Raw genomic sequence first — 20,004 nt, 5'->3', positions numbered from 1 at the left:
AGTGCCGTCATCTTTTGACGGTATGAGGGTGGTACCGCGAGTCAATTCGTCCCTTTTGGGGGCGATTTTTTTTTATTTTATGAAGAGGTGTAAATATGGCAAAATCAGAAAAAGAAAAAGCATACGGCAATACCCTTAATTTGCCTAAAACTGATTTCCCCATGCGAGGCAACCTGGCTAAAAAAGAGCCGGAAACCTTACAGTTCTGGGAAGATATTGATATTAACCGCTTAGTCAACGAAAAAAATGCCGGTCATGAGACCTTTATTCTTCATGACGGCCCGCCCTATGCCAATGGCCACCTGCATTTAGGCCATACCATGAACAAGGTCCTCAAGGACATGATCAACAAATCCAAAAGCCTCCAGGGCTACCTGACACCTTATGTCCCCGGCTGGGATACCCACGGGCTGCCGATTGAATTAAAGGCCATTGAAAACGTCGGCCTGGATGCGAAGAACAGCGATCCGGTGGCCTTCCGGGATGCCTGCCGGGACTATGCGCTAAAGTTTCTTGATATTCAGCGGGATGAATTTAAGCGCTTAGGGGTGCGGGCTGACTGGGATAACCCCTATGTGACCCTGGATCCGGCCTTTGAAGCGGAAGAAATTGGCGTTTTCGGTAAAATGGCTGAAAAGGGCTATATTTACAAGGGGAGTAAGCCGGTTCACTGGTGCCCCCATGACCACACCGCCCTAGCTGAAGCGGAAATTGAATACAAGGAACAAAGCTCGCCCTCTATCTATGTGGCCTTTAAAGTCACCGATGCCAAGGGCTTATTCGATACCACCAATGCCTATATTCTCATTTGGACGACCACCCCCTGGACCCTCCCCGGCAACCGGGCTGTCTCTGTCCATCCGGAATTAGACTACCAACTCATTCAAATTGATGACCGCCACTACCTCGTAGGCAAGGACCTCCTGGATAGCCTGGTTGCAGCCCTTGGCTTGGAAAGTAAGCCGGAAGTCTTGGCGACCTTTAAAGGGACCGCATGCGAATACATCAAGTACCAAACCCCCTATGGCGGCGATGAGGGGATTGTGACCCTCGGGACACACGTCACCACAGATGCCGGTACCGGCTGCGTCCATACCGCACCTGGTCATGGGATGGAGGACTTTGGTATTGGCCAGGAATACGGCTTAAAAATCCTCTCCCCGGTCGATGATGAGGGGCGCATGACCGCTGAAGCAGGGCCCTTTGAAGGCATGGATTTAAAAACAGCCAATGGGGCTATTTTAAAAGACCTGGCCGACCGGGGCATCCTCCTCCACCAAGGGACCATCAGCCACCAATACCCGGTCTGCTGGCGCTGCAAAACCCCGACCTTCTTCCGGACCACCCCCCAGTGGTTTGCTTCCATTGACGGCTTCCGCGAAGAGGCCCTCCAGGCCATTGAAAATGATATTAAATTTACCCCGGCCTGGGGCAAGGAGCGGATTTACAATATGATCCGGGACCGTGGCGACTGGTGCATCTCCCGCCAGCGGATTTGGGGCGTGCCCATTCCAGCCTTTTACTGCGAGGACTGCGGGGAAATCATCATCAATGAAGAGACCATCAGCCACCTGCAGGACCTCTTCCGCGACCATGGGGCCAATGTCTGGTTTGAACGGGAAGCCAAGGACCTCCTCCCGGCAGACTACCACTGCCCCGCTTGCCAAAGCCAAAAGTTCAGTAAGGAAACTGATATTATGGACGTTTGGTTTGACTCCGGCAGTACCCACCAGGGTGTCCTGCGTGGCCGGCCGGACCTCTCCTGGCCTGCGGATATGTACCTGGAAGGGAGCGACCAGCACCGCGGCTGGTTCAACTCCTCCCTGTGTACCTCTGTTGCCGTGAATGGTAAGGCCCCCTACCGGCAACTCCTGACCCATGGCTTCCTGGTTGACGAACAGGGTCGGAAGATGAGTAAGTCTCTCGGCAATGGCGTCGACCCCCTGGAAGTCATCAACAAGCAGGGGGCAGATATCCTCCGTCTCTGGGTCGCCTCTGCCGACTACCGTGGAGATGTTTCCGTATCTCAGGGGATTTTACAACAAATCAGTGAAGCCTACCGGAAAATCCGGAATACCTTCCGCTTTATCCTGGGCAGCCTCTCTGACTTTGATCCAGCTAAAGACCGGGTAGCACCCGCTGCCTTGACCGACCTGGATAAGTGGGCCCTCTTACGGCTTAAAGACATCGTTGACAATGCCAAAGAGGCCTACAATGATTATGAATTCCACCAGGTCTACCGGTCTGTCCATAACTTCTGCACCGTTGACTTGTCCGCCTTCTACCTGAACATCATCAAGGATCGGCTTTACGCCAATGAGACAGCCGGCCAGGACCGCCGGGCCGCCCAGACGGTCTTGTACGATACCGCCTTGGCCCTGGATGTCATCCTGTCACCAATCCTCGCCTTTACCTCTGAAGAAGTCTTCCGTTATTTGGACATTCCCAATAAACCCCAAAGCGTTCAGCTCATGGATTGGCCTGAAGTGGAAGTGCCCCAGGTATCCGATAGCTTCTTGAAACGGTGGGACCGCCTGATTGACCTCCGGAATGAAGTCACCAAGGCCCTGGAAGAAGCTCGCCAAGCCAAAGTCATCGGTAACTCCCTGGATGCAAAGGTCATCTTGACCTTGACCGGTGAAGCAGCCGATTATCGGGAAGATATCGCTGACCTCGGTGAGGGCCTGGCCGACTTCCTGCTTGTCAGCCAAGCAGAAGTCGGAGATAAAGCCGCAGCAGACGCCTGGACCAGTGATGTCCTGGAAGGGCTTTCTGTTGTCGTCCAGCCTGCTGAAGGGGAAAAATGCCCCCGGTGCTGGAAATACAGCACCAGCGTTGGCCATAACCACGAAGACCTCTGTGACCGTTGCGCCGAGGTATTGAGCGAAGAATAAAAAATTAATCTCTTTATAGGATAAAGGGTTGGGTCAGAATGAGTAAAATCATTCGGCCCAACCCTTTGCTGATATAGTTTTTGCCACAGACGGCTTGCGTAAGATAGAAAAAAGGACCTGCTTTAATAAGCTGGTCCTTTATTGATGCCGGAGGTGGGACTCGAACCCACACGAGGTTACCCACGGCAGATTTTGAATCTGCTGCGTCTGCCAATTCCGCCACTCCGGCGTGGTGCTGAAGATTTGACATTGCCTATTTTACACTAGGCCAATTTGAATTGTCAAGGGCAGATGTGACTCAGGTAAGGCTTTTATCATTTTTCAGCTATTGGCCAGGATTGCTGAAAATACCGCTTTATTATGCTATAATGTTCGCATAAGTATTAAATGAAGGAGGGACACTTTTGCAGGAAATATCTGGACTTGACTTGGCAGGCCGTCTTCGCAGTGAAATGAAGGCGGAGGTCGAAGTACGGCAGGCAGCAGGCCGTCGGATTGGGCTAGCGGTTATTTTAGTTGGCCAGGATCCGGCATCGGAAATCTATGTGAGAAATAAGCAGAAGGCTTGTAAAGAGGTTGGCATAGCATCTTCTAAAATAAGCTTGCCGGAGGATGTCACAGAAGCAGACCTTTTGGCAACCATTGAGGACCTAAACCAGGATGACAGAGTCCATGGCATCTTGGTGCAGCTGCCCTTGCCCGACCATATTGATAAGGATAAGGTGATTAACGCCATTGCCTCGGAAAAGGATGTAGACGGCTTTACGCCGATTAATATGGGGAGACTTTTAACAGGTGGCCAGGCCTACCTGCCCTGCACCCCCCAGGGATGCCTGGCCCTTTTAGACGAGGCCGGTATCGACTTACCGGGCAAAAAGGCTGTGGTAATCGGTCGGTCGAATATAGTGGGCAAACCGGTGGCCCTCCTGCTCTTGCAAAAAAATGCAACGGTGACCATTTGCCATTCAAAGACCCAAGACTTAGATGCGGAATTGGCTGATGCAGATGTGCTGGTGGTGGCCATGGGAAAGGCTAAGGCCATTAAACCCCAGCAGGTAAAGGATGGGGTGGTCATTATTGATGTAGGGATCAACCGCGACCAGGATGGCCATGTGTGTGGGGATGTGGATGCAGGGGCCTTTAAGGCAGCCGATAAGGCCTGTATCCTGACCCCTGTGCCGGGCGGAGTTGGCCCCATGACCATTACCATGCTTTTAAAAAATACCCTTGCTGCAGAAGCGGCGATATTTGCACTTAAGGAGGGCAAGCAATGACCTATCGTGAATCAGATGTGGAAATCCTGCTCTTGTGTGAAGACCTCATCAACTGTTTGAATGCCCATCCCGGTCTGACCGGGGCCACAGAGGCGGAACGGGAGGCCTCACCGATTGGCCGCCGGCTGGGCTTCCTGCGGAAGCGGATTGAAACCGAGCGCCGGCTCATTGAAGAAATCAGCATGCCCGGGCGGTTACTCCTTGAGCATTTTTCCCTATTTGCCGGCAAAATGGACTATACCATCGGTTTTAGCTACGGTAATATTAAGACAGGCCGGGGGCTCCTTTCCGGGGTCCGGGTTGGTGAATGGGGAACCATCACCCTGGATATCGGCGATGTCAGTGTCAACTGGCGGGATGCGGATGTCGGCTATATGTTTTACCCGGACCGGATTATTGTCCGACCGAAAGACAGTGGGGAAGATGACATTACCCTGTTTTTCAGCTATTCCTTTAAGTATGATGGGGACCTCATCTTGGCCTTTAAGGACGTTAAAGATGATGACCAGACCCTTTATTGGCACGACGATATGCTGGATGAATAAGTGAGGCTAAAATGAAATATGCGGTCATAGACATTGGTTCCAATACGATGCGGGCAGTTATTTATGAGGTCATTAGTGACGACTTTGAAGTGGTTATTAATGAAAAAAACTTTGCTGAATTGATTAGTTACATAGAAGATAACCTCTTAACCGAGGCCGGCATAAGCCGCCTGTGTCGTATTCTCAAAAAAATGCGGGTGCTTTGCGATGAGACCAATACCCAGGATATCCTCTGCTTTGCAACGGCATCCCTGAGATATATTGATAACCAAAAAGAAGTGTTGGAACGGGTCAAGAAAGAAACAGGGATCAGTATCCAGCTCCTAGACGGTTGTGATGAGAGCTACTATGATTTTATCGGCCTGAGGGCAGCCATAGGGGAGCCTGAGGCCATTGGTTTTGACTTAGGGGGCGGCAGTGCCCAGCTCTTTTACTATCGGGATAGCCGCCTGGTTAAAAGTATGAGTGAACCGATTGGGACCCTGGCCATGTACAACCAGTATGTCAAGGGTCTCTTCCCCAACTCAAAGGAACGAAATAAGATCCGCAAGCGGGTGAATAAGTCCCTGGAGAACGCTGGCGACTTTAAAAGCTTCAAACAAAAACGCCTCTACGGCATGGGCGGAACGGCTCGCGCCCTAGCCAAGGTCCACCGCCACCTGGTAGGGAATGACCGGGCTATTGATTATAAGTTAAGCCTAGGGGATATCATGGAAGTCGACCACACCCTGAGTGACTTGGGTTTAAGTGGAATCAAGATCCTCAACCGGATTTTACCGGAGCGGTTGGTTACCTTTTTACCGGGCTTATTGATTATAGAAGAACTCATGAGACATGTTGGCGCAGATGAATTGGTGATTATTGGCTACGGGGTACGTGAAGGATATCTTATTGAGAACGCCATTAATAAGGGGAGAGGTATAGATGAGTTCAGAGATTCCGACATCATTATTTGTCAATAGGGAGCTCAGCTGGCTGGGCTTTAATGAACGTGTCCTAGAGGCCGCTGAAGATGATCGCCTACCGCTATTTGAACGCTTACGGTTTATTTCGATTTATGGGTCCAATTTAGATGAATTTTTTATGGTTCGAGTTGGCGGGCTTACCGATGCCCTCATGCTCGGTGTGGAAGAAATAGACGGTAAAAGCGGGATGAGCATTGAAGAGCAGTTGGCCGCTGTCTACCAGCGCGTTCGCGAATTGCTCCCCCGGGTAGAGACTTGTTACCGGGATATTATTGCCGAATTGGCCAAGTATGATATTCATGAAGTGGACATGGCCAACCTGACGCCCTATGATGAAGACTACCTGACCCGGTTTTTTGATAATAATGTGGCCCCTTTCTTGTCACCGCAGATTATCGATAGCCACCATCCCTTCCCCTACTTTAGCAATAAGGAGCAATTTGTCGGGATTGCCCTGGACACCAATAAAAAGCGCCCTTTTGATTTCGGTGTCATTCCGGTATCTTATCAGAATTACCGCCGCTACCATATTTTTGAAAATGAAAGTAAGACAGGCTATAAGTATGTCCTTATGGCGCCCTTGATCATGCACTTTACCCATAAGCTCTTTAAGCGGGATAAAATTAAGGAACGGTTCGTTTTCCGGATTACCCGGAATGGGGACTTAAAGGTAGAAGAGGCCCTGTATGACCAGGATATCGACTGGCGGCAACAGATGGAGCAGCTTTTAAATAAGCGGAAACGGTCCCAGGCTGTCCGCCTGCAATTATCCCAGGATATTTCTCAAGACCTTCAAGATTACCTGATGCAAAAATTAGACATTGAGCCCCGGGCGGTTATGATTGCCGAGCAGGTACCGGCCTCCCTGAGTCACGTCTACGACCTGACCGGTGAGTTAGCTGAAAAGTACCCGGCCCTGAACTATAAACCCATGCCGCCGATTATGCCGCCGGGCATCAAACCGGGGGATTCCATCATTAAAAAGCTGGATGACCAGGGCGATATTTTCCTCGCCTACCCTTATCATTCCATGAAAAGCTTCCTGGACCTTCTCGATGAGGCAGCTGTGGACCCAGAGGTAACCTCAATCAAGATCACCCTCTACCGGATTGCCAGTGGTAGTAAGGTAGCCCAGGCCCTCATCAAAGCCGCCGAAAACGGCAAGTCGGTCATCGTTTTAGTGGAACTCAAGGCCCGTTTTGACGAGGAACATAACATTGTCTGGTCCAAGCGGCTGGAAGAGGCCGGGTGTTCCGTCTTATACGGGATGGAAAACTACAAGGTCCACTCGAAGATTTGCCTGATTACCCGTCGGACAGGGCGGAAGGTCCAACATATCACCCAGATTGGGACCGGGAACTACAACGAGAAGACGGCTCGGCAGTATACGGACTTCTCCCTCATTACCCAGGACCAAAAAATTGGTGAAGAGGTCAGCCGGGTTTTCCAAACCCTGCAAATGGGGGCCTTTGTCGATTCCAGCCAACACCTCCTGGTGGCACCCCTGCAAATGAAGAGCCGGTTCCTAGACTTTATTGATGAAGAAATTGCGGCCGCTGAAGCCGGTAAGCCGGCTCGGATCATCTTAAAATTAAATGGCCTTTCCCACAAGGATATGATTGAGGCCCTGGTCCGGGCCTCCCAGGCCGGGGTAGACATTACCCTCTATGTCCGGGGGATTTGCTGCCTGCGGGCCGGGGTGGAAGGCTATACGGAGAACATTAAGGTCAAGAGTATGGTTGGCCGTTTCTTAGAACATCCGCGGATTTATATTTTTGGCTATGGTGACCGGGAAAAGATCTTTATCGGGTCAGCCGACTGGATGACCCGGAACCTCCTGTACCGGGTGGAAGTTGCGGTGCAAATTCTCGATCCGAATGTTCGCAATATTATTATGGATATCTTAAGCATCCTAGCGGAAGACAATGTCTTGGCCCGGGTGGCCCTGCCGGATGGCAGCTACAAGCGGCTCTATCCAGGGCAAAACGAACGGCCCATTGACTCCCAGTACGAGCAGTATGCCTATTTCAAACAAAGGACAAACCAATACCAGCCGCCGACCAGCAAAAATACAGCCAGTGGTCATCAGGATACATTTTTAGGCCGGCTTTTGGCCTGGCTTAAAGGCGACCGGTAATTTCTTTATACAGAGGTGCAAGATGGAAGAGCAGATTATCACAAAAAACTTTATTGAACAAATCATAGACGCAGACCTTGAAGCGGGGATGGCCGCCATTGCTACCCGCTTTCCACCGGAGCCCAATGGCTACCTCCATATTGGCCATGCCAAGTCCATCTTCTTAAACTTTGGCCTGGCTAAGAAATATGACGGCACCTGCTTTTTACGCTTTGACGATACCAACCCGATTAAGGAAGAGGATGAGTACGTTGACAGCATCCAGCAGGACGTGGCCTGGCTAGGGGCCGTTTGGGATGGAGAGGTGCGGTTTGCCTCTGACTATTTCGACGCCTTTTATGATATGGCCGAGGCCCTCATTGAAAAGGGCTTGGCCTATGTCGATGACCAAACAGCAGAGGAGATGCACAAGCACCGGGGTACCTTGACCGAGCCCGGGGTTGAAAGCCCTTATAGAGACCGGTCTGTTGAGGAAAACCTTAGCCTTTTCCGGCAAATGCGGGACGGGGCCTTTGCTGATGGGGAAAAGGTCCTCCGGGCCAAGATCGATATGGCCTCTCCCAATATGAATATGCGGGACCCGGCCATTTACCGGATCCTACACGCCAGCCACCATCGGACCGGGGACAAGTGGTGCATTTACCCCATGTATGACTATGCCCACCCCCTGGAAGATGCCATCGAAGGGATTACCCATTCCCTTTGCACGCTGGAATTTGAGGACCACCGGCCCTTATATAACTGGTTTATTGACCACCTGGACGATAGCCCCCACTTGAAGAGCAGACCCCAGCAAATTGAATTTGCCCGTTTGGAAATTGAAAACACCATGACCTCTAAGCGTCGCTTGAAAGCCCTGGTTGACGCCCAGTTGGTTGATGGCTGGGATGACCCCCGGTTGCCGACCATTAGCGGGCTCCGCCGTCGGGGTTATACGCCGGCAGCCCTCAAAGAATTTTGCCAACGGATTGGTGTGGCCAAAACCAACAGCATTGTGGAGCAAAACTACCTGACCTTCTGCCTGCGGGAAGACTTAAACCGGGTGGCTCCACGGGCCATGGCCGTTTTAAATCCCCTGAAACTCACCCTGACCAATTACCCGGAAGATCAAATTGAATGGGTAGAGGGGGTCGTGAACCCTAACGATGAAAGCATGGGCACCTATCAAATCCCCTTCGGTAAGCACCTCTATATTGAACAGGAAGACTTCCGCGAAGAGGCCAACCGCAAGTACCACCGGCTCAAACCGGGTGGAGAAGTGCGGTTGATGTATGGCTATATCATCAAGTGCGAGGACTATGTCAAAGACCCGGAAACCGGCGAAATTACAGAAGTCCTCTGCAGCTATGACCCCATGACCAAGAGCGGGATGCCCGATGCAGACCGGAAGGTCAAGGGGACCCTGCACTGGGTAGAAGCCAGCCATGCCGTTGATGCCGAAGTCCACCTGCTGGATGACCTGATGGACCCCGACCAGGCCGCCGATGCGGATATCCTGGACCGCTTTAACAAGGACTCCCTGGAAGTTCTAAAGGGTTGCAAGTGCGAACCCCGGCTGGCGGAAGCCCCCATCGGGCAGGCCTATCAATTTATGCGCAAGGGCTACTATTGCGCCGACCGGAAGTACCATACGCCGGAGGCCCCCGTCTTTAACCTGACCGTTGGCCTGCGGGATAAGTTTAAGGGTTAAGCGCATGCGGTATCTACGTGCGATTATTGTCTATACCTGGGCCTTGCTGGTGCTGGTCACTCGCTGGCCCTTATTGCGTGCTGTTGAAAAACAAAGAGAGGACCACTTCTCGGAAGCCATGGAGCGGATCCATGGTGTGGCCCAGCCTTTTGCAGGCCAAATTTGCCGCCTGGCCGGTTGTCGGGTAGAGGTAGAGGGCTTGGAGCATATCCCTGACGAGGGGTCGGTGGTCTTAATTGGGAACCACCAAAGCTTTTTTGACATTCCGATTGTCCTGGCCAGTGTCAACCGGCCAGTGGGCTTTCTGGCCAAGCAAGAGCTGGGGGAGGTCCCTATTTTTGGCCGCTGGACGGCCGGCATTGGCTCCATCTTCATCCCCCGGGGCGAATCCCGCAAAAGCCTTGAGGCCATTCTAAATGCGGTAAAAATGCTCAAGAAAGCGGCCCACCTCCTGGTCGTTTTCCCTGAAGGCACCCGGAGCTACCAGGGAAAGGTTGGAGATTTTAAGGCCGGGAGCTTAAAAATTGCTACCAAATCTGGCGCTCCTGTGGTACCATTTGCAATGGACGGCAGCTGGCGCATTATGCCCAGGAATATCAGGACCTTTACCCCGGGCACGGTGCGGCTTACCTTTCTGCCGGCCATTTCAGACGAGCTGATGGCAAGTAAAGACACCAAGCTAATCGCTGATGCCTGTCGACAAGCCATTACAGCTCAACTTGCCGAGGGGGAAGACGATGAAAGTAAGAAGTAGTTTAGCAAAATTAAGTGGACAAGTGACCAAGCAGGTCCTAACCATGGCCGGCCGGGACGGCAGCAGTTTGCCCGGTAAGGTGGCCCAAACGATTGAGCCCAACCTGTTGGCTGACCTGGCCGCCGGTTGCCGGTCCGTCGTGGTGACCGGGACCAATGGGAAAACCATGACCACAGCTCTCTTGGTTAAAGCCTTGGAACAAAAGTATCCTAACGTTTTAACCAATGCCAGTGGAGCCAATATGCTCCAGGGGATTACCTCTACTTTTTTAACCTTGAAAAAGAATGAACAACCGATTGCTGTTTTGGAAGTCGATGAAGCCACCCTGCCCTATGTTACGGAAGCGGTCCAGCCGGAAGTAAGCGTTTTTACCAACATTTTCCGCGACCAGGCTGACCGCTATGGGTCCACTGAAGGGGTCCTCGACCACTTACGCCGGGGGGCCCGGTTGGCACCAACAGCGACCATCATTGCCAATGGGGATTTACCGGCCTTTGCCCAGCTGAAGGTCAATAACCCGGTCCGGTATTATGGGGCGGCCTTGGCCAAAGACCTGCCCCAATCCAGTACGGAAAAAGAAGATAGCAGCTGCCCTTCCTGCGGGGCCAAGCTCAGCTATTCGGAAAGAACCTATGGGAATCTGGGGAATTACCACTGCGAGGCTTGTGCCTTTAGCCGGCCCTACTTGGACTTTACCCTGGAAGACGTGACGTCTGTCACCACCCACCGGGCTGTTGGGGTGGTGAATGGGACGACGGTTGAACTCAATACTGGGGGCTTTTACAACTTGTATAATGCCCTGGCCGCCTTTGCCGCTGCCAGCCATTTAGGGGTCAAGGTCGAAGACATCGTCGCCGGCCTGCGCCAAGTGGTGCCCCTAAGCGGTCGCCAGGAAGTGGCCCATATTGAAGGCAAGGAGGGGACCCTCCACCTGATTAAAAATCCGGTTGGCTTTAACCAGATTGTCCAGCTCCTGGCGCTGGAAAAGGATCCCTTTTCCCTGGCCATCCTGCTCAATGACTTACCGGCAGACGGGGTGGACACCAGCTGGGTTAATGAAGCGGACTTTGAAAGCCTGCTCCAGTTAACCGACCACCGGCCCATCCTCCTTGCTGGCCGCCGGACAGACGTTTTGCAAGACCGGCTCAGCCGGGCAGGTGCTAAGGCTGCAGACCTGCAGGTTTGTGACAGTGATGAAGCCTTGTGCCGGGCCCTCGCCCAATTGCCAACAGAAAAGGTGCACATCCTGCCGACCTTTACGGCTCTGGCTGACCTCCGCCGTGAGTTGGTTGCCAAGGGTTATATCCAATAAACCTATCCTACCGTCACCCTTTAGGGTGGCGGTATTTACGTATCAGCCTAAAATTTTTAGGAAAAATTTATAAAATGAGAGTAAAACCTTGACAGATTGCCCGGAAGTCCATATAATAATACATGCTGATTGGTACGGGCGGTTAGCTCAGTTGGTTAGAGTATCTGCTTGACATGCAGGGGGTCGATGGTTCGAGTCCATTACCGCCCATTCAGTTTGCGGACTTTCGTTGAGACGGAAGTCCGCTTTTCATTTTATCTGTTTTTATCAATGCCTTTTTTCAGGAGGACCTGCTGTCAATAGGCATTTTTTGTTTGCCAAAAGGCTGAAACGGTGATACAGATAGGGACTAAGACACAGAAGAAAAGAGGAGAAGCATGTTAGGTTTCAAGCAAATCGAGCTCTCTGATAAAGATATCCTCGATAATTTTTTTATCCAAACACAAAATCAAATTTCTGATACCACCTTTACCAACTTATACATGTGGCGCCGGTGTTATGCAGTGCGGTGGGCTGTTGTGGAGGGACACCTGGTTGTTCAGCCAAATGCCTGGGAAAGCAGCTGGATTTTGCCCCCTTACGGCTACACGGAAGATGATGCATCCTTTAAGGATGCGGTAGAGACCCTGGCGGAATCCTTCCATGATGATGGTAAAGACTTTGTTATCCGGGGGATTACCGATGCCGAAAAGGAACGGATGGAAGCCCTATGGCCGGACCAGTTTATCTTTGAAGAAGAGCGAGATATTGCCGACTACATATATAATGGTGAAGACCTGCGCCAGCTCAAGGGCCGGAAGTATAGCAAAAAAAGAAACCACCTAAACGCTTTTTTGCGGGAATATCCGGACTATGAATTCGCCGAATTAACCAAGGAAGACGTCCCGGAGGCTCTGGAATTCTTAGAATACTGGTATGGTGAACAAAACCAGAATGGCACCCTGTCTGACAGCTTGCTCTGTGAACGGGAGGCCATTTACGATGCCCTCATGGCCATTGATGAGCTGGCCTATTCAGGGGGCTATATCCGGATCAATGGTAAGATGGTGGCCCTCACCATGGGCGAGCGAGTCAATGAAAATACGGTGGTTATCCATATTGAAAAGGCCTTTGCCGATTACCGGGGCCTTTATGGGGCCATCAATAAAGACTACCTGAACCACTTTTGGTCGGACATAGAATATGTCAACCGGGAAGAGGACATGGGCCTTGAAGGCTTGCGTCATGCGAAAGAATCCTATTACCCGGCCTATCTTTTAATGAAGCATAAGGCTGTGTGGAAAAATGATTAACTGGGGAATTCGCCCGGCAGAAGCCCGGGATGGGGAGCTCTTAAAGGAACTCTGGCGCTATTCTTTTCATCGTGATGGTGAGGTTTTTACAGACTGGTACTTTAAGGAATACCACCGCTTTTCAGAAACCCTGGTGGCCACCTCGCCGGTCGGGCAGGTGGTAGCCTCCCTCCAGTGTATAGACATGACCCTGAAAAAGAAGGCGCAATCATTGAAGACGGCCTATATTGTCGGGGTCAATGCCTTCCCGGAAGTCCGGGGACGGGGGGCGGTAGGGGCCCTCATGCAGGAAGCCCTCAAGCGGTCGCCCTATACAGGCCTCTTACTCATGCCCTTTGAGGGGAATTTTTATGCCCCCTTGGGTTTTCGCTATATGAACTACCATGGGCAAATAAGTGTACCTATGGGGGAATTATATGCCTATAGTCAGAAAACGGACCTGACCTTTAAACGGTTTTCCTTAAAGGCAGCACCAGTCACTGACCTGGACCGGGTTTATAGCACCTGGCAGGGTCGCTACTATGCCTTCTACGTCCAAAGGGATAGCCGGCGCTGGCAGGCCCTCTTAGATGACTTAGCTGCAGAAGGGGGCTATGGGGTCATGGCCTATGCCCAAGGCCAGCTGGTGGGCTATCTCCTCTATAGCCTGCAGGAAAAGACCTTCTATATTCGGGAAATGGCCTATCTGTTAGACCGGGCCAGGGCCGGTCTTTACCACTATGTGACTGGCCACCGGTCCCAGCTGGGCACGGTCACTTGGTCGGCCCCCTTAGATGAGCCGGTCATCGACCAGCCGGCAGGGGCTAAGGATTATATTACTTATGAACCCTTTATGATGTGGCGGTTTTTATCCCCGGCCAGCCTGCCATTTTTTGCCTCAAAGGGGCCGACAACACCCTTGATCTTTGCTTATAGGGATAGCCACTTAAACCGGACCTCCCTTTGGCGCTGGCAGGATGATCGGATCGAGGCCATTGACCAGGCCGAGGCAGCTTTTTCCGTCACGCCGGAAACCTTGTCCGAGGTGGTGTTTGGCCACCGGCGTCGGCTCGATCAGGACTGTGAGATTAAGGATGCAGAGGATTTTGTAGCTTTTTGTGCCCTCTTTCCCAGTCGTCCGCTGGCCTACATCAATGAATATTTTTAGGCAATAACCAGACTGTTGATGGGCGGGGCAGCATAGACAAGGGGTTCTTTTTTATGCTATAGTTTAGTATGATTGTTTACAAGAACGCTGCTCATGAGATGCCTTTCAAGGAGCAGATGATTCAGGAGGCAAATATGTCAAGCAACAAGCCCATCAATGGTGATCAGTTTATAGAAATGATAGCTTCCGCCGCAAACTGGCTGGAACAAAAAAGAGAAAATGTAGACCGGCTCAATGTATTCCCGGTGCCGGATGGTGATACGGGTACCAATATGTCTATGACCATGCGGTCTGCAGATAAATTTGTGAAAGAGCGTGCAGACCAGACCCAAGTGGGGGATGTGGCGGCCCAGATGGCTTATGGGGCCCTCATGGGGGCCCGGGGGAATTCCGGGGTCATCTTGTCGCAGATCCTTTCCGGTATTTCCCAAGGGCTCAAGGGTAAAACTGTAGCCGAGGTCAGTGACCTGGTCCAGGCCTTTGCCCTGGGGGCTGACGCCGCCTACAAGGCGGTGACCAACCCGATGGAAGGGACCGTTTTAACCGTTGTCCGGGAGGCCAGTGAGGCCCTGAACCGATCCTACAAGCCGGATATGGGCGCCGAAGAGGCCCTATCCCTTTTCTTACAGGCCGGCTATGCCAGCCTCAACCGGACCCCGGACCTGTTGCCGGTCCTCAAGCAAGCTGGCGTCGTTGATGCCGGTGGGCAGGGGCTCCTCTTTATCTTCGAAGGCTTCCTGGCAGCCCTCCAGGGCAAACCTGCCGCCTCTCCGGTTATCGTGGAAAAAGAACCGGTAGTAGAAGATGATTTTGAGGATACCTTTGAGCACTTTTTTGCTGACTTGAATGAAATCATCTATCCCTATTGTACTGAGTTTCTCGTCCTGGCAGACGGGAGCCATCCGGAAAGCCCCATTGAGGCCTTAAAGAACTACCTGACCAACTATGGGGACTGCATGCTGGTAGTCGGTACCGATGACCTGGTCAAGGTCCACATCCATACCAATGACCTGGGGGCTGTCTTTTCTTTTGCCTCCCAGTTTGGTGAACTGACCGATATTAAAATCAATAACATGCGGGAGCAGAACCGAGCTCTGCAGGCCAAGGGCAAGGCCCAGGCGCCGGAGACCAGTGAATACGTGGTGATTGCCGTTGCTACCGGTGACGGTCTGGCTGAAGTCTTCAAGAGCCTGGGGGCTAGTTATGTCATCCATGGGGGGCAGACCATGAACCCCAGCACTCAGGACTTCTTGGATGCCATGGAGGCCCATCCGGCAGAGCATACCATCTTGTTGCCTAACAATAAAAATATTATCATGACGGCGGAGCAGGCGGCCAAACTGGTTGATGGCGATGTCCGAGTGATTCCCTCCCGGACCCTGCCCCAGGGCCTGGCAGCCCTCATGCAATTTTTGCCTGAGCAGGATATTGACAACAATGCTTCTGACATGGAAGAGGCCCTGGCCAATGTTTTGAGCGGTGAAATTACAACGGCCGTTCGGGATACGTCGATTGAGGGTGTGGATATCAAAAAGGATGCCTTCTTAGCCATTCTGGAGGGTAAAATCATTGCCGCTGAAAAGCAAATTGGCAGCTCCCTCGAAGCCATCATCCAAAAAATGGCTGACAACCATGTTGAGCTCATTACCCTGTATTATGGGGCAGATATCGCTGAGGACGAAGTTAACGGTTATGTCGAAAAGTTATCCGACCAATATACAGATATAGACTTTGAAGCCTACCGGGGCGGACAAGATGTCTACCCCTATATTATTTCGGCTGAATAGAGAGGAGGGACCGCCTATGACAAAAATAGGTATCGTTACGGATAGTACTGCCGACCTGCCTGATGAGATTACGTCCAAGTACAATATCCGCGTCGTTCCCTTAACTGTTACATTTAATGATAAACAATACCTGGACCGGGTAGACTTAACCAATGAATCTTTTTATGAACAGCTGACCAGCCTTAAGGAACTGCCCAAGACCTCCCTGCCCAAGCCGGAACTCTTTAATGCCGCTTACCAGCAGCTGGCTGATGCCGGTTGCTCAGTGATTTACTCTATCCACCTGGCATCAGAATTAAGTGGAACAGTCAATGCCGCCCGCTTAATCGGCAAGGAATTTTCTAACGCCGATATCCGGGTATGGGATAGCCGGTCAGCGACTATTGGCTTAGGCCTCTTGGTGAAAGAATTGGCGGTGCGGATTGAGGGAGGCGCTTCAGTAGAGGCCTGCGACGCCTTTTTAGAAGAAGCGATTCGCCAACTGAAAATCTATTTTTTAATTGACTCCCTGGATAATCTTGAAAAGGGTGGCCGCATTGGCAAGGCCGGTTACCTGGTTGGGTCTATTTTAAATATTAAGCCCATCCTGATTTTGGCCGATGGGACCATCTCCGTTCATAAAAAAATCCGTGGCAATAAAAAGGACCGGGTCATCAATGAATTAACTGAGGCCATCCTGGCCGAGATAAATGCCGATCACCCGGTAACAATAGCCGCTGGCTACAACAATAATAAAGAGGCAGCAGACGCCTTGATGGACGCTCTCAGTGCCCAGGTGCCTGACTTAGCACCGGACTACTTCCAAATTGGCTCGGTTGTCTCAACCCACATAGGACTTGGCGCCTGTGGGGCAGCCTTCTTACAAACTGAAAGGTAGGGAAATTATGGATCGCTTAGAAGCACAAGTAAAACAAATGAAAAAGTTGCAAAAACGAGGAAAAAAAGAAGCAGCGCGGTTAAATAAAATCGCCCGCAAGCAGATGAAGGACTTAGATATTTCCGCATCACTCGATAAGCTTACTGATGATGTTTTACCTAAGGTCCAGAAACTGCCCTTCATTGCCCGCTGCAAAATGAGCTGTCGCAAACTAGGGCTTTTTGGCCTAGCCTTGGCAGCCCTTGGCGGCCTGGCCTATCTCTGCTACCGCATTCGCCGGTCCAAGCAGGAAAAGGAAAACCTCCCTTATGACAGCCGTTTTGAACTCATCGATGGGGTTGAAGACGAAGTGGCCCATGATTTCGACTTTGGCCAAGCCAGCCTGGAAGAACTAGAAGAGGCCCTGCTCCAAGTGGAAAACCGCCTGTGTGAAGTCAATGAAGGTATAGATGCTGTAGAAAAATAATCAAGAAACCGCTACCTAATAGGTATTCTTGCGCTTGCTTTAGCAAGAGATGCCTTTAGCTAGCGGTTTTTATGTTTGAGCCGTTTCGGTTGAGAGGGGGGGAGGGGCTCACGCTTCTGGTCGACATCATTTTTATTGCAAAACATGTAAAAATAATTGACAATCGGTCAGAGGCGTGGTAAACTATTATAGTATCGTTGATTAAGCGGTTGTGGCGGAATAGGCATACGCGCACGTTTGAGGGGCGTGTGGGGAGACCCGTGCGAGTTCAAGTCTCGCCAACCGCATTGTTAAGCCTATAAAGGCTATGAGAGTATACACGTTTTTCTTGATTTTTTAAGAGAGGCGTGTATTTTTTATGGCTATTTTTAAAGAGAAAAGCCTAGAAAACAAAACTTTTTTGATGAGTATATTCATCATTGCATGATAAGGGGTCTATCTGAGGCAACATTGAACATAAGATAGGGGAATTTAGAAACTTTGCTAAAGTATATGATGTTACCCAACCTTTAGAGGCGTTAAAGCTTGAAGATGCAGAGAACTTTATTATTTATCGATTGAATGAGGACAAGGTTAAACCTATATCAATCAATACTACTTTAAGGACAATAAGCAGTTTCTTGAACTGGTGTGACCGAAGAGGAGATAAGGAGGCTTTTAGGAGTACTATTAGCTGATAATACATATGTGACAAAAAACTAAAAAAATAGAAAGCCCTCTGGTAAAATAGATTTGCACACCAAAAATACCAGAAAGAGGCTTTCTATAAAAAAAAGTATAACAGAAGAAATGAGATTTCGCCAGAAAGTAGTCGAATATGCCATAAAACATAAGCAAATAAATCCAGGCGCCCACATAGCCATCCAAACCAGCACACGGAAAAAGAAATAGAGCTAATACGCAAAAAATACCGCTACCATAAATATGAAGGCCTAGGCCAAGTATACAGGAAATGCCGAGATGCCGGCTATACGCGCAGCTATGAATCCATGTGCAAACAAATAAAGAAGTTAGAAACCGATGAAAAGCCTAAGAAAGTAAGCAATCCAAAGAGTAAATATGAGCCCTTAAAAGGAAACTACCCCGGAGAGTTCGTAGAAATAGACGTCAAATAAGTGCCCCTGGAATGCATCGGTTTCCAGAGCAAGTGCGATCGATATTATCAAATAACAGCAATAGACCTATCCAGCAGAAAAAGAGTGCTAAAGCTGGTAAAAGAAAAGAGCAGCTACGAACCATCCGAGCTGGTAAAAAACCTGGAGAAAGACCTCGGTTTCAAGATAAAGACAGTCCAGACAGATAATGGGAGAGAATTCTGTAACGATCGAGAAGAAAAGAAGTCCATCTTCGAAAAGACCCTAGAAGCTCTAGAGATAGAACATATACGGACAAGACCCTATTCGCCTTGGCAAAATGGACTAGTAGAAAGAAGCCATAAGATGGATAATGACCTGTTTTATAGCAAAAGAAGATTTAGTAGTGAAGAAGAAATGTATAAAGCATTTCAGAGATATAGTGGCAGAACCAATAACATAGCAAGAAGAATCTTGAACTTTAAAACACCAAATGAAATGGTGCAGACCTATTTTATGAAAGAAGCTTAGACATTTTACCAGATGGCTTGTGTCACAAATGTTTGACAACCCTAGATTTTAAAAGCTATTATAGCGAGGAATAACCTTGACAAAGAAAAGTTGAATGGCGTAATCTGTAGGGAAAAGTGAATGTATTGCCTGGAGGGGGAGGACTAATGGTTATTGTACAAGAGGGAATGCCGGCAGAAGCGAGGCAGATCAGGCAGACCGTTTTTATCGCTGAACAAGGATTTGTTGAGGAATTTGATGAAGTCGATGATAAGGCCTTACATGTTGTGACCTATGAGGACCAGACGCCGGTTGGGACAGCCCGCATCTTTGTGGACCCGGATGACCCGGCAACCTACCGGATTGGCCGGGTAGCGGTCTTGAAGACCGCCCGGAAGGCTGGCGCCGGCAAACGGGTGATGGCCCTGGCTGAGGCCCTGATTTATGCTCATGGGGGAAGCCGGGTGGCCTTACATGCCCAGGCCCAGGCCCAGGGCTTTTATGAAAAATGCGGCTACCGGCAGGAGGGGCCAAGCTTTCTGGAAGAAGATTGTCTCCATGTCCTCATGGTTAAAGACTTAAGGTATGGTGATTAGGTATGAAGGTAGCAGGTAAGCGACGGCAATTTTCTAAGGAGCTGGAGCGGATTATCCGGGACCTTAAGGAAAAACGTCCCTCTCTGTATTTGCACTCTTGTTGTGGCCCCTGTTCGTCAGCGATTTTAGACTACCTCGGCCCCTTTTTTGATATCACTGTTTTTTTTGATAACCCCAATATTGTACCGGAGGCAGAGTTCGATAAAAGGCTGGCCTACCAGGAAAAGGTCATCGCCCACTTGTCGAGAGACTACGGGATTAAGTTAGAAGTGGGAACCTACGATGTGGACCGGTTTAACCAGGCGGTGGTCGGCTACACCCACTTAGGCGAGGGCAGTGAGCGGTGCTTTCATTGCTATGCCTTCCGCTTAAGGGCGGCAGCAGAGGCGGCCAAGGCCGCCGGCGCAGACTACTTTGCCTCAACCCTTTCCATCAGCCCCTATAAGAATGCTGAAAAAATCAATGAAATAGGGGAACAGATTGCTGAAGAAGTGGGGATTTCTCATTTACCCAATGACTTTAAGAAGGGCGGGGGCTACCAGAAAAGCATCCAGTTCTGTAAGGCTGAGGATATTTACCGGCAGTCCTACTGCGGCTGCCCCTATTCTTACCGGGAATGGCAGGATCGGCTGGCGGCTAAAGAAGCCCAAGTCGGGTTGGCAGAACAAGCGGAAGAGGATTAGGC

Annotated in this window: 16 protein-coding genes and 3 tRNA genes; 18 read left to right on the top strand and 1 reads right to left on the bottom strand. The window is 50.6% G+C overall.

The features are described 5' to 3' along the window. The first annotated feature begins 95 nt into the window (after positions 1-95). On the top strand, positions 96-2,894 hold the full coding sequence (gene ileS, locus ACLGL1_RS00690; protein WP_411006876.1) for an isoleucine--tRNA ligase: 2,799 nt from the start codon (positions 96-98) through the stop codon (positions 2,892-2,894). A 145-nt stretch (positions 2,895-3,039) separates the two neighbouring features. On the opposite strand, the gene ACLGL1_RS00685 is transcribed toward ileS, so the two are convergent. After that, positions 3,040-3,123 (bottom strand) — tRNA-Leu (locus ACLGL1_RS00685). A 175-nt stretch (positions 3,124-3,298) separates the two neighbouring features. Here ACLGL1_RS00685 and folD point away from each other — a divergent pair. The 17 genes from folD (at position 3,299) to ACLGL1_RS00600 (ending at position 20,002) form a co-directional block, all read left to right on the top strand. Further along, on the top strand, positions 3,299-4,168 hold the full coding sequence (gene folD / locus ACLGL1_RS00680) for a bifunctional methylenetetrahydrofolate dehydrogenase/methenyltetrahydrofolate cyclohydrolase FolD (protein ID WP_411006875.1): 870 nt from the start codon (positions 3,299-3,301) through the stop codon (positions 4,166-4,168). Continuing rightward, positions 4,165-4,713 (top strand): hypothetical protein, encoded by a 549-nt coding sequence (locus ACLGL1_RS00675; protein WP_411006874.1) that lies wholly within the window; start codon positions 4,165-4,167, stop codon positions 4,711-4,713. Before folD ends, ACLGL1_RS00675 begins: the two co-directional genes overlap by 4 nt. 11 nt (positions 4,714-4,724) lie before the next feature. Next, positions 4,725-5,675 carry a hypothetical protein gene (locus tag ACLGL1_RS00670; protein ID WP_411006873.1) on the top strand — a complete coding sequence of 317 codons (951 nt, stop codon included), beginning with the start codon at positions 4,725-4,727 and terminating at the stop codon, positions 5,673-5,675. Further along, positions 5,638-7,815: a polyphosphate kinase 1 gene (ppk1, locus tag ACLGL1_RS00665; protein ID WP_411006872.1), complete on the top strand. Its 2,178-nt coding sequence runs from the start codon at positions 5,638-5,640 to the stop codon at positions 7,813-7,815. The genes ACLGL1_RS00670 and ppk1 overlap by 38 nt, the downstream gene beginning before the upstream one ends. 22 nt (positions 7,816-7,837) lie before the next feature. After that, entirely contained in the window at positions 7,838-9,505 is a 1,668-nt protein-coding gene (locus tag ACLGL1_RS00660; protein ID WP_411006871.1) for a glutamine--tRNA ligase/YqeY domain fusion protein, read from the top strand. A 4-nt stretch (positions 9,506-9,509) separates the two neighbouring features. Further along, positions 9,510-10,259 carry a lysophospholipid acyltransferase family protein gene (locus ACLGL1_RS00655; protein WP_411006870.1) on the top strand — a complete coding sequence of 250 codons (750 nt, stop codon included), beginning with the start codon at positions 9,510-9,512 and terminating at the stop codon, positions 10,257-10,259. Continuing rightward, the gene (locus ACLGL1_RS00650; protein ID WP_411006869.1) at positions 10,243-11,571 is read left to right on the top strand and encodes a MurT ligase domain-containing protein; all 1,329 of its coding nucleotides are present in this window, start codon (positions 10,243-10,245) and stop codon (positions 11,569-11,571) included. The genes ACLGL1_RS00655 and ACLGL1_RS00650 overlap by 17 nt, the downstream gene beginning before the upstream one ends. 136 nt (positions 11,572-11,707) lie before the next feature. Then, a tRNA-Val gene (locus ACLGL1_RS00645) sits at positions 11,708-11,781 on the top strand. A gap of 167 nt (positions 11,782-11,948) precedes the next feature. Continuing rightward, positions 11,949-12,863 carry a DUF2156 domain-containing protein gene (locus tag ACLGL1_RS00640; RefSeq protein ID WP_411006868.1) on the top strand — a complete coding sequence of 305 codons (915 nt, stop codon included), beginning with the start codon at positions 11,949-11,951 and terminating at the stop codon, positions 12,861-12,863. Continuing rightward, positions 12,856-14,010, top strand: coding sequence for an enhanced intracellular survival protein Eis (gene eis / locus ACLGL1_RS00635; RefSeq protein WP_411006867.1), 1,155 nt, complete (start codon positions 12,856-12,858; stop codon positions 14,008-14,010). The genes ACLGL1_RS00640 and eis overlap by 8 nt, the downstream gene beginning before the upstream one ends. 134 nt (positions 14,011-14,144) lie before the next feature. Then, positions 14,145-15,797, top strand: coding sequence for a DAK2 domain-containing protein (locus ACLGL1_RS00630; protein ID WP_411006866.1), 1,653 nt, complete (start codon positions 14,145-14,147; stop codon positions 15,795-15,797). A 16-nt stretch (positions 15,798-15,813) separates the two neighbouring features. Further along, a complete protein-coding gene (locus tag ACLGL1_RS00625) occupies positions 15,814-16,674 on the top strand; it encodes a DegV family protein (RefSeq protein ID WP_411006865.1) in 861 nt (286 codons plus the stop codon). A gap of 7 nt (positions 16,675-16,681) precedes the next feature. Beyond that, the gene (locus ACLGL1_RS00620) at positions 16,682-17,140 is read left to right on the top strand and encodes a hypothetical protein (RefSeq protein WP_411006864.1); all 459 of its coding nucleotides are present in this window, start codon (positions 16,682-16,684) and stop codon (positions 17,138-17,140) included. 205 nt (positions 17,141-17,345) lie between these two features. Continuing rightward, positions 17,346-17,427 (top strand) — tRNA-Leu (locus ACLGL1_RS00615). 912 nt (positions 17,428-18,339) lie between these two features. Beyond that, complete coding sequence (locus ACLGL1_RS00610; RefSeq protein WP_411006863.1) at positions 18,340-18,744, top strand: integrase core domain-containing protein; 405 nt, start codon at positions 18,340-18,342, stop codon at positions 18,742-18,744. Positions 18,745-18,890: 146 nt separating this feature from the next. Further along, on the top strand, positions 18,891-19,319 hold the full coding sequence (locus ACLGL1_RS00605) for a GNAT family N-acetyltransferase (protein ID WP_411006862.1): 429 nt from the start codon (positions 18,891-18,893) through the stop codon (positions 19,317-19,319). Between the two features lie 2 nt (positions 19,320-19,321). Then, entirely contained in the window at positions 19,322-20,002 is a 681-nt protein-coding gene (locus ACLGL1_RS00600) for an epoxyqueuosine reductase QueH (protein ID WP_411006861.1), read from the top strand. The last annotated feature ends 2 nt before the right edge of the window (positions 20,003-20,004 follow it).

The organism is Peptococcus simiae, assembly GCF_046569735.1.
GTDB lineage: Bacteria > Bacillota > Peptococcia > Peptococcales > Peptococcaceae > Peptococcus > Peptococcus simiae_A.
Note: the sequence above shows the minus strand (reverse complement) of the source record. Positions and strands in the feature narration are given on the sequence as shown.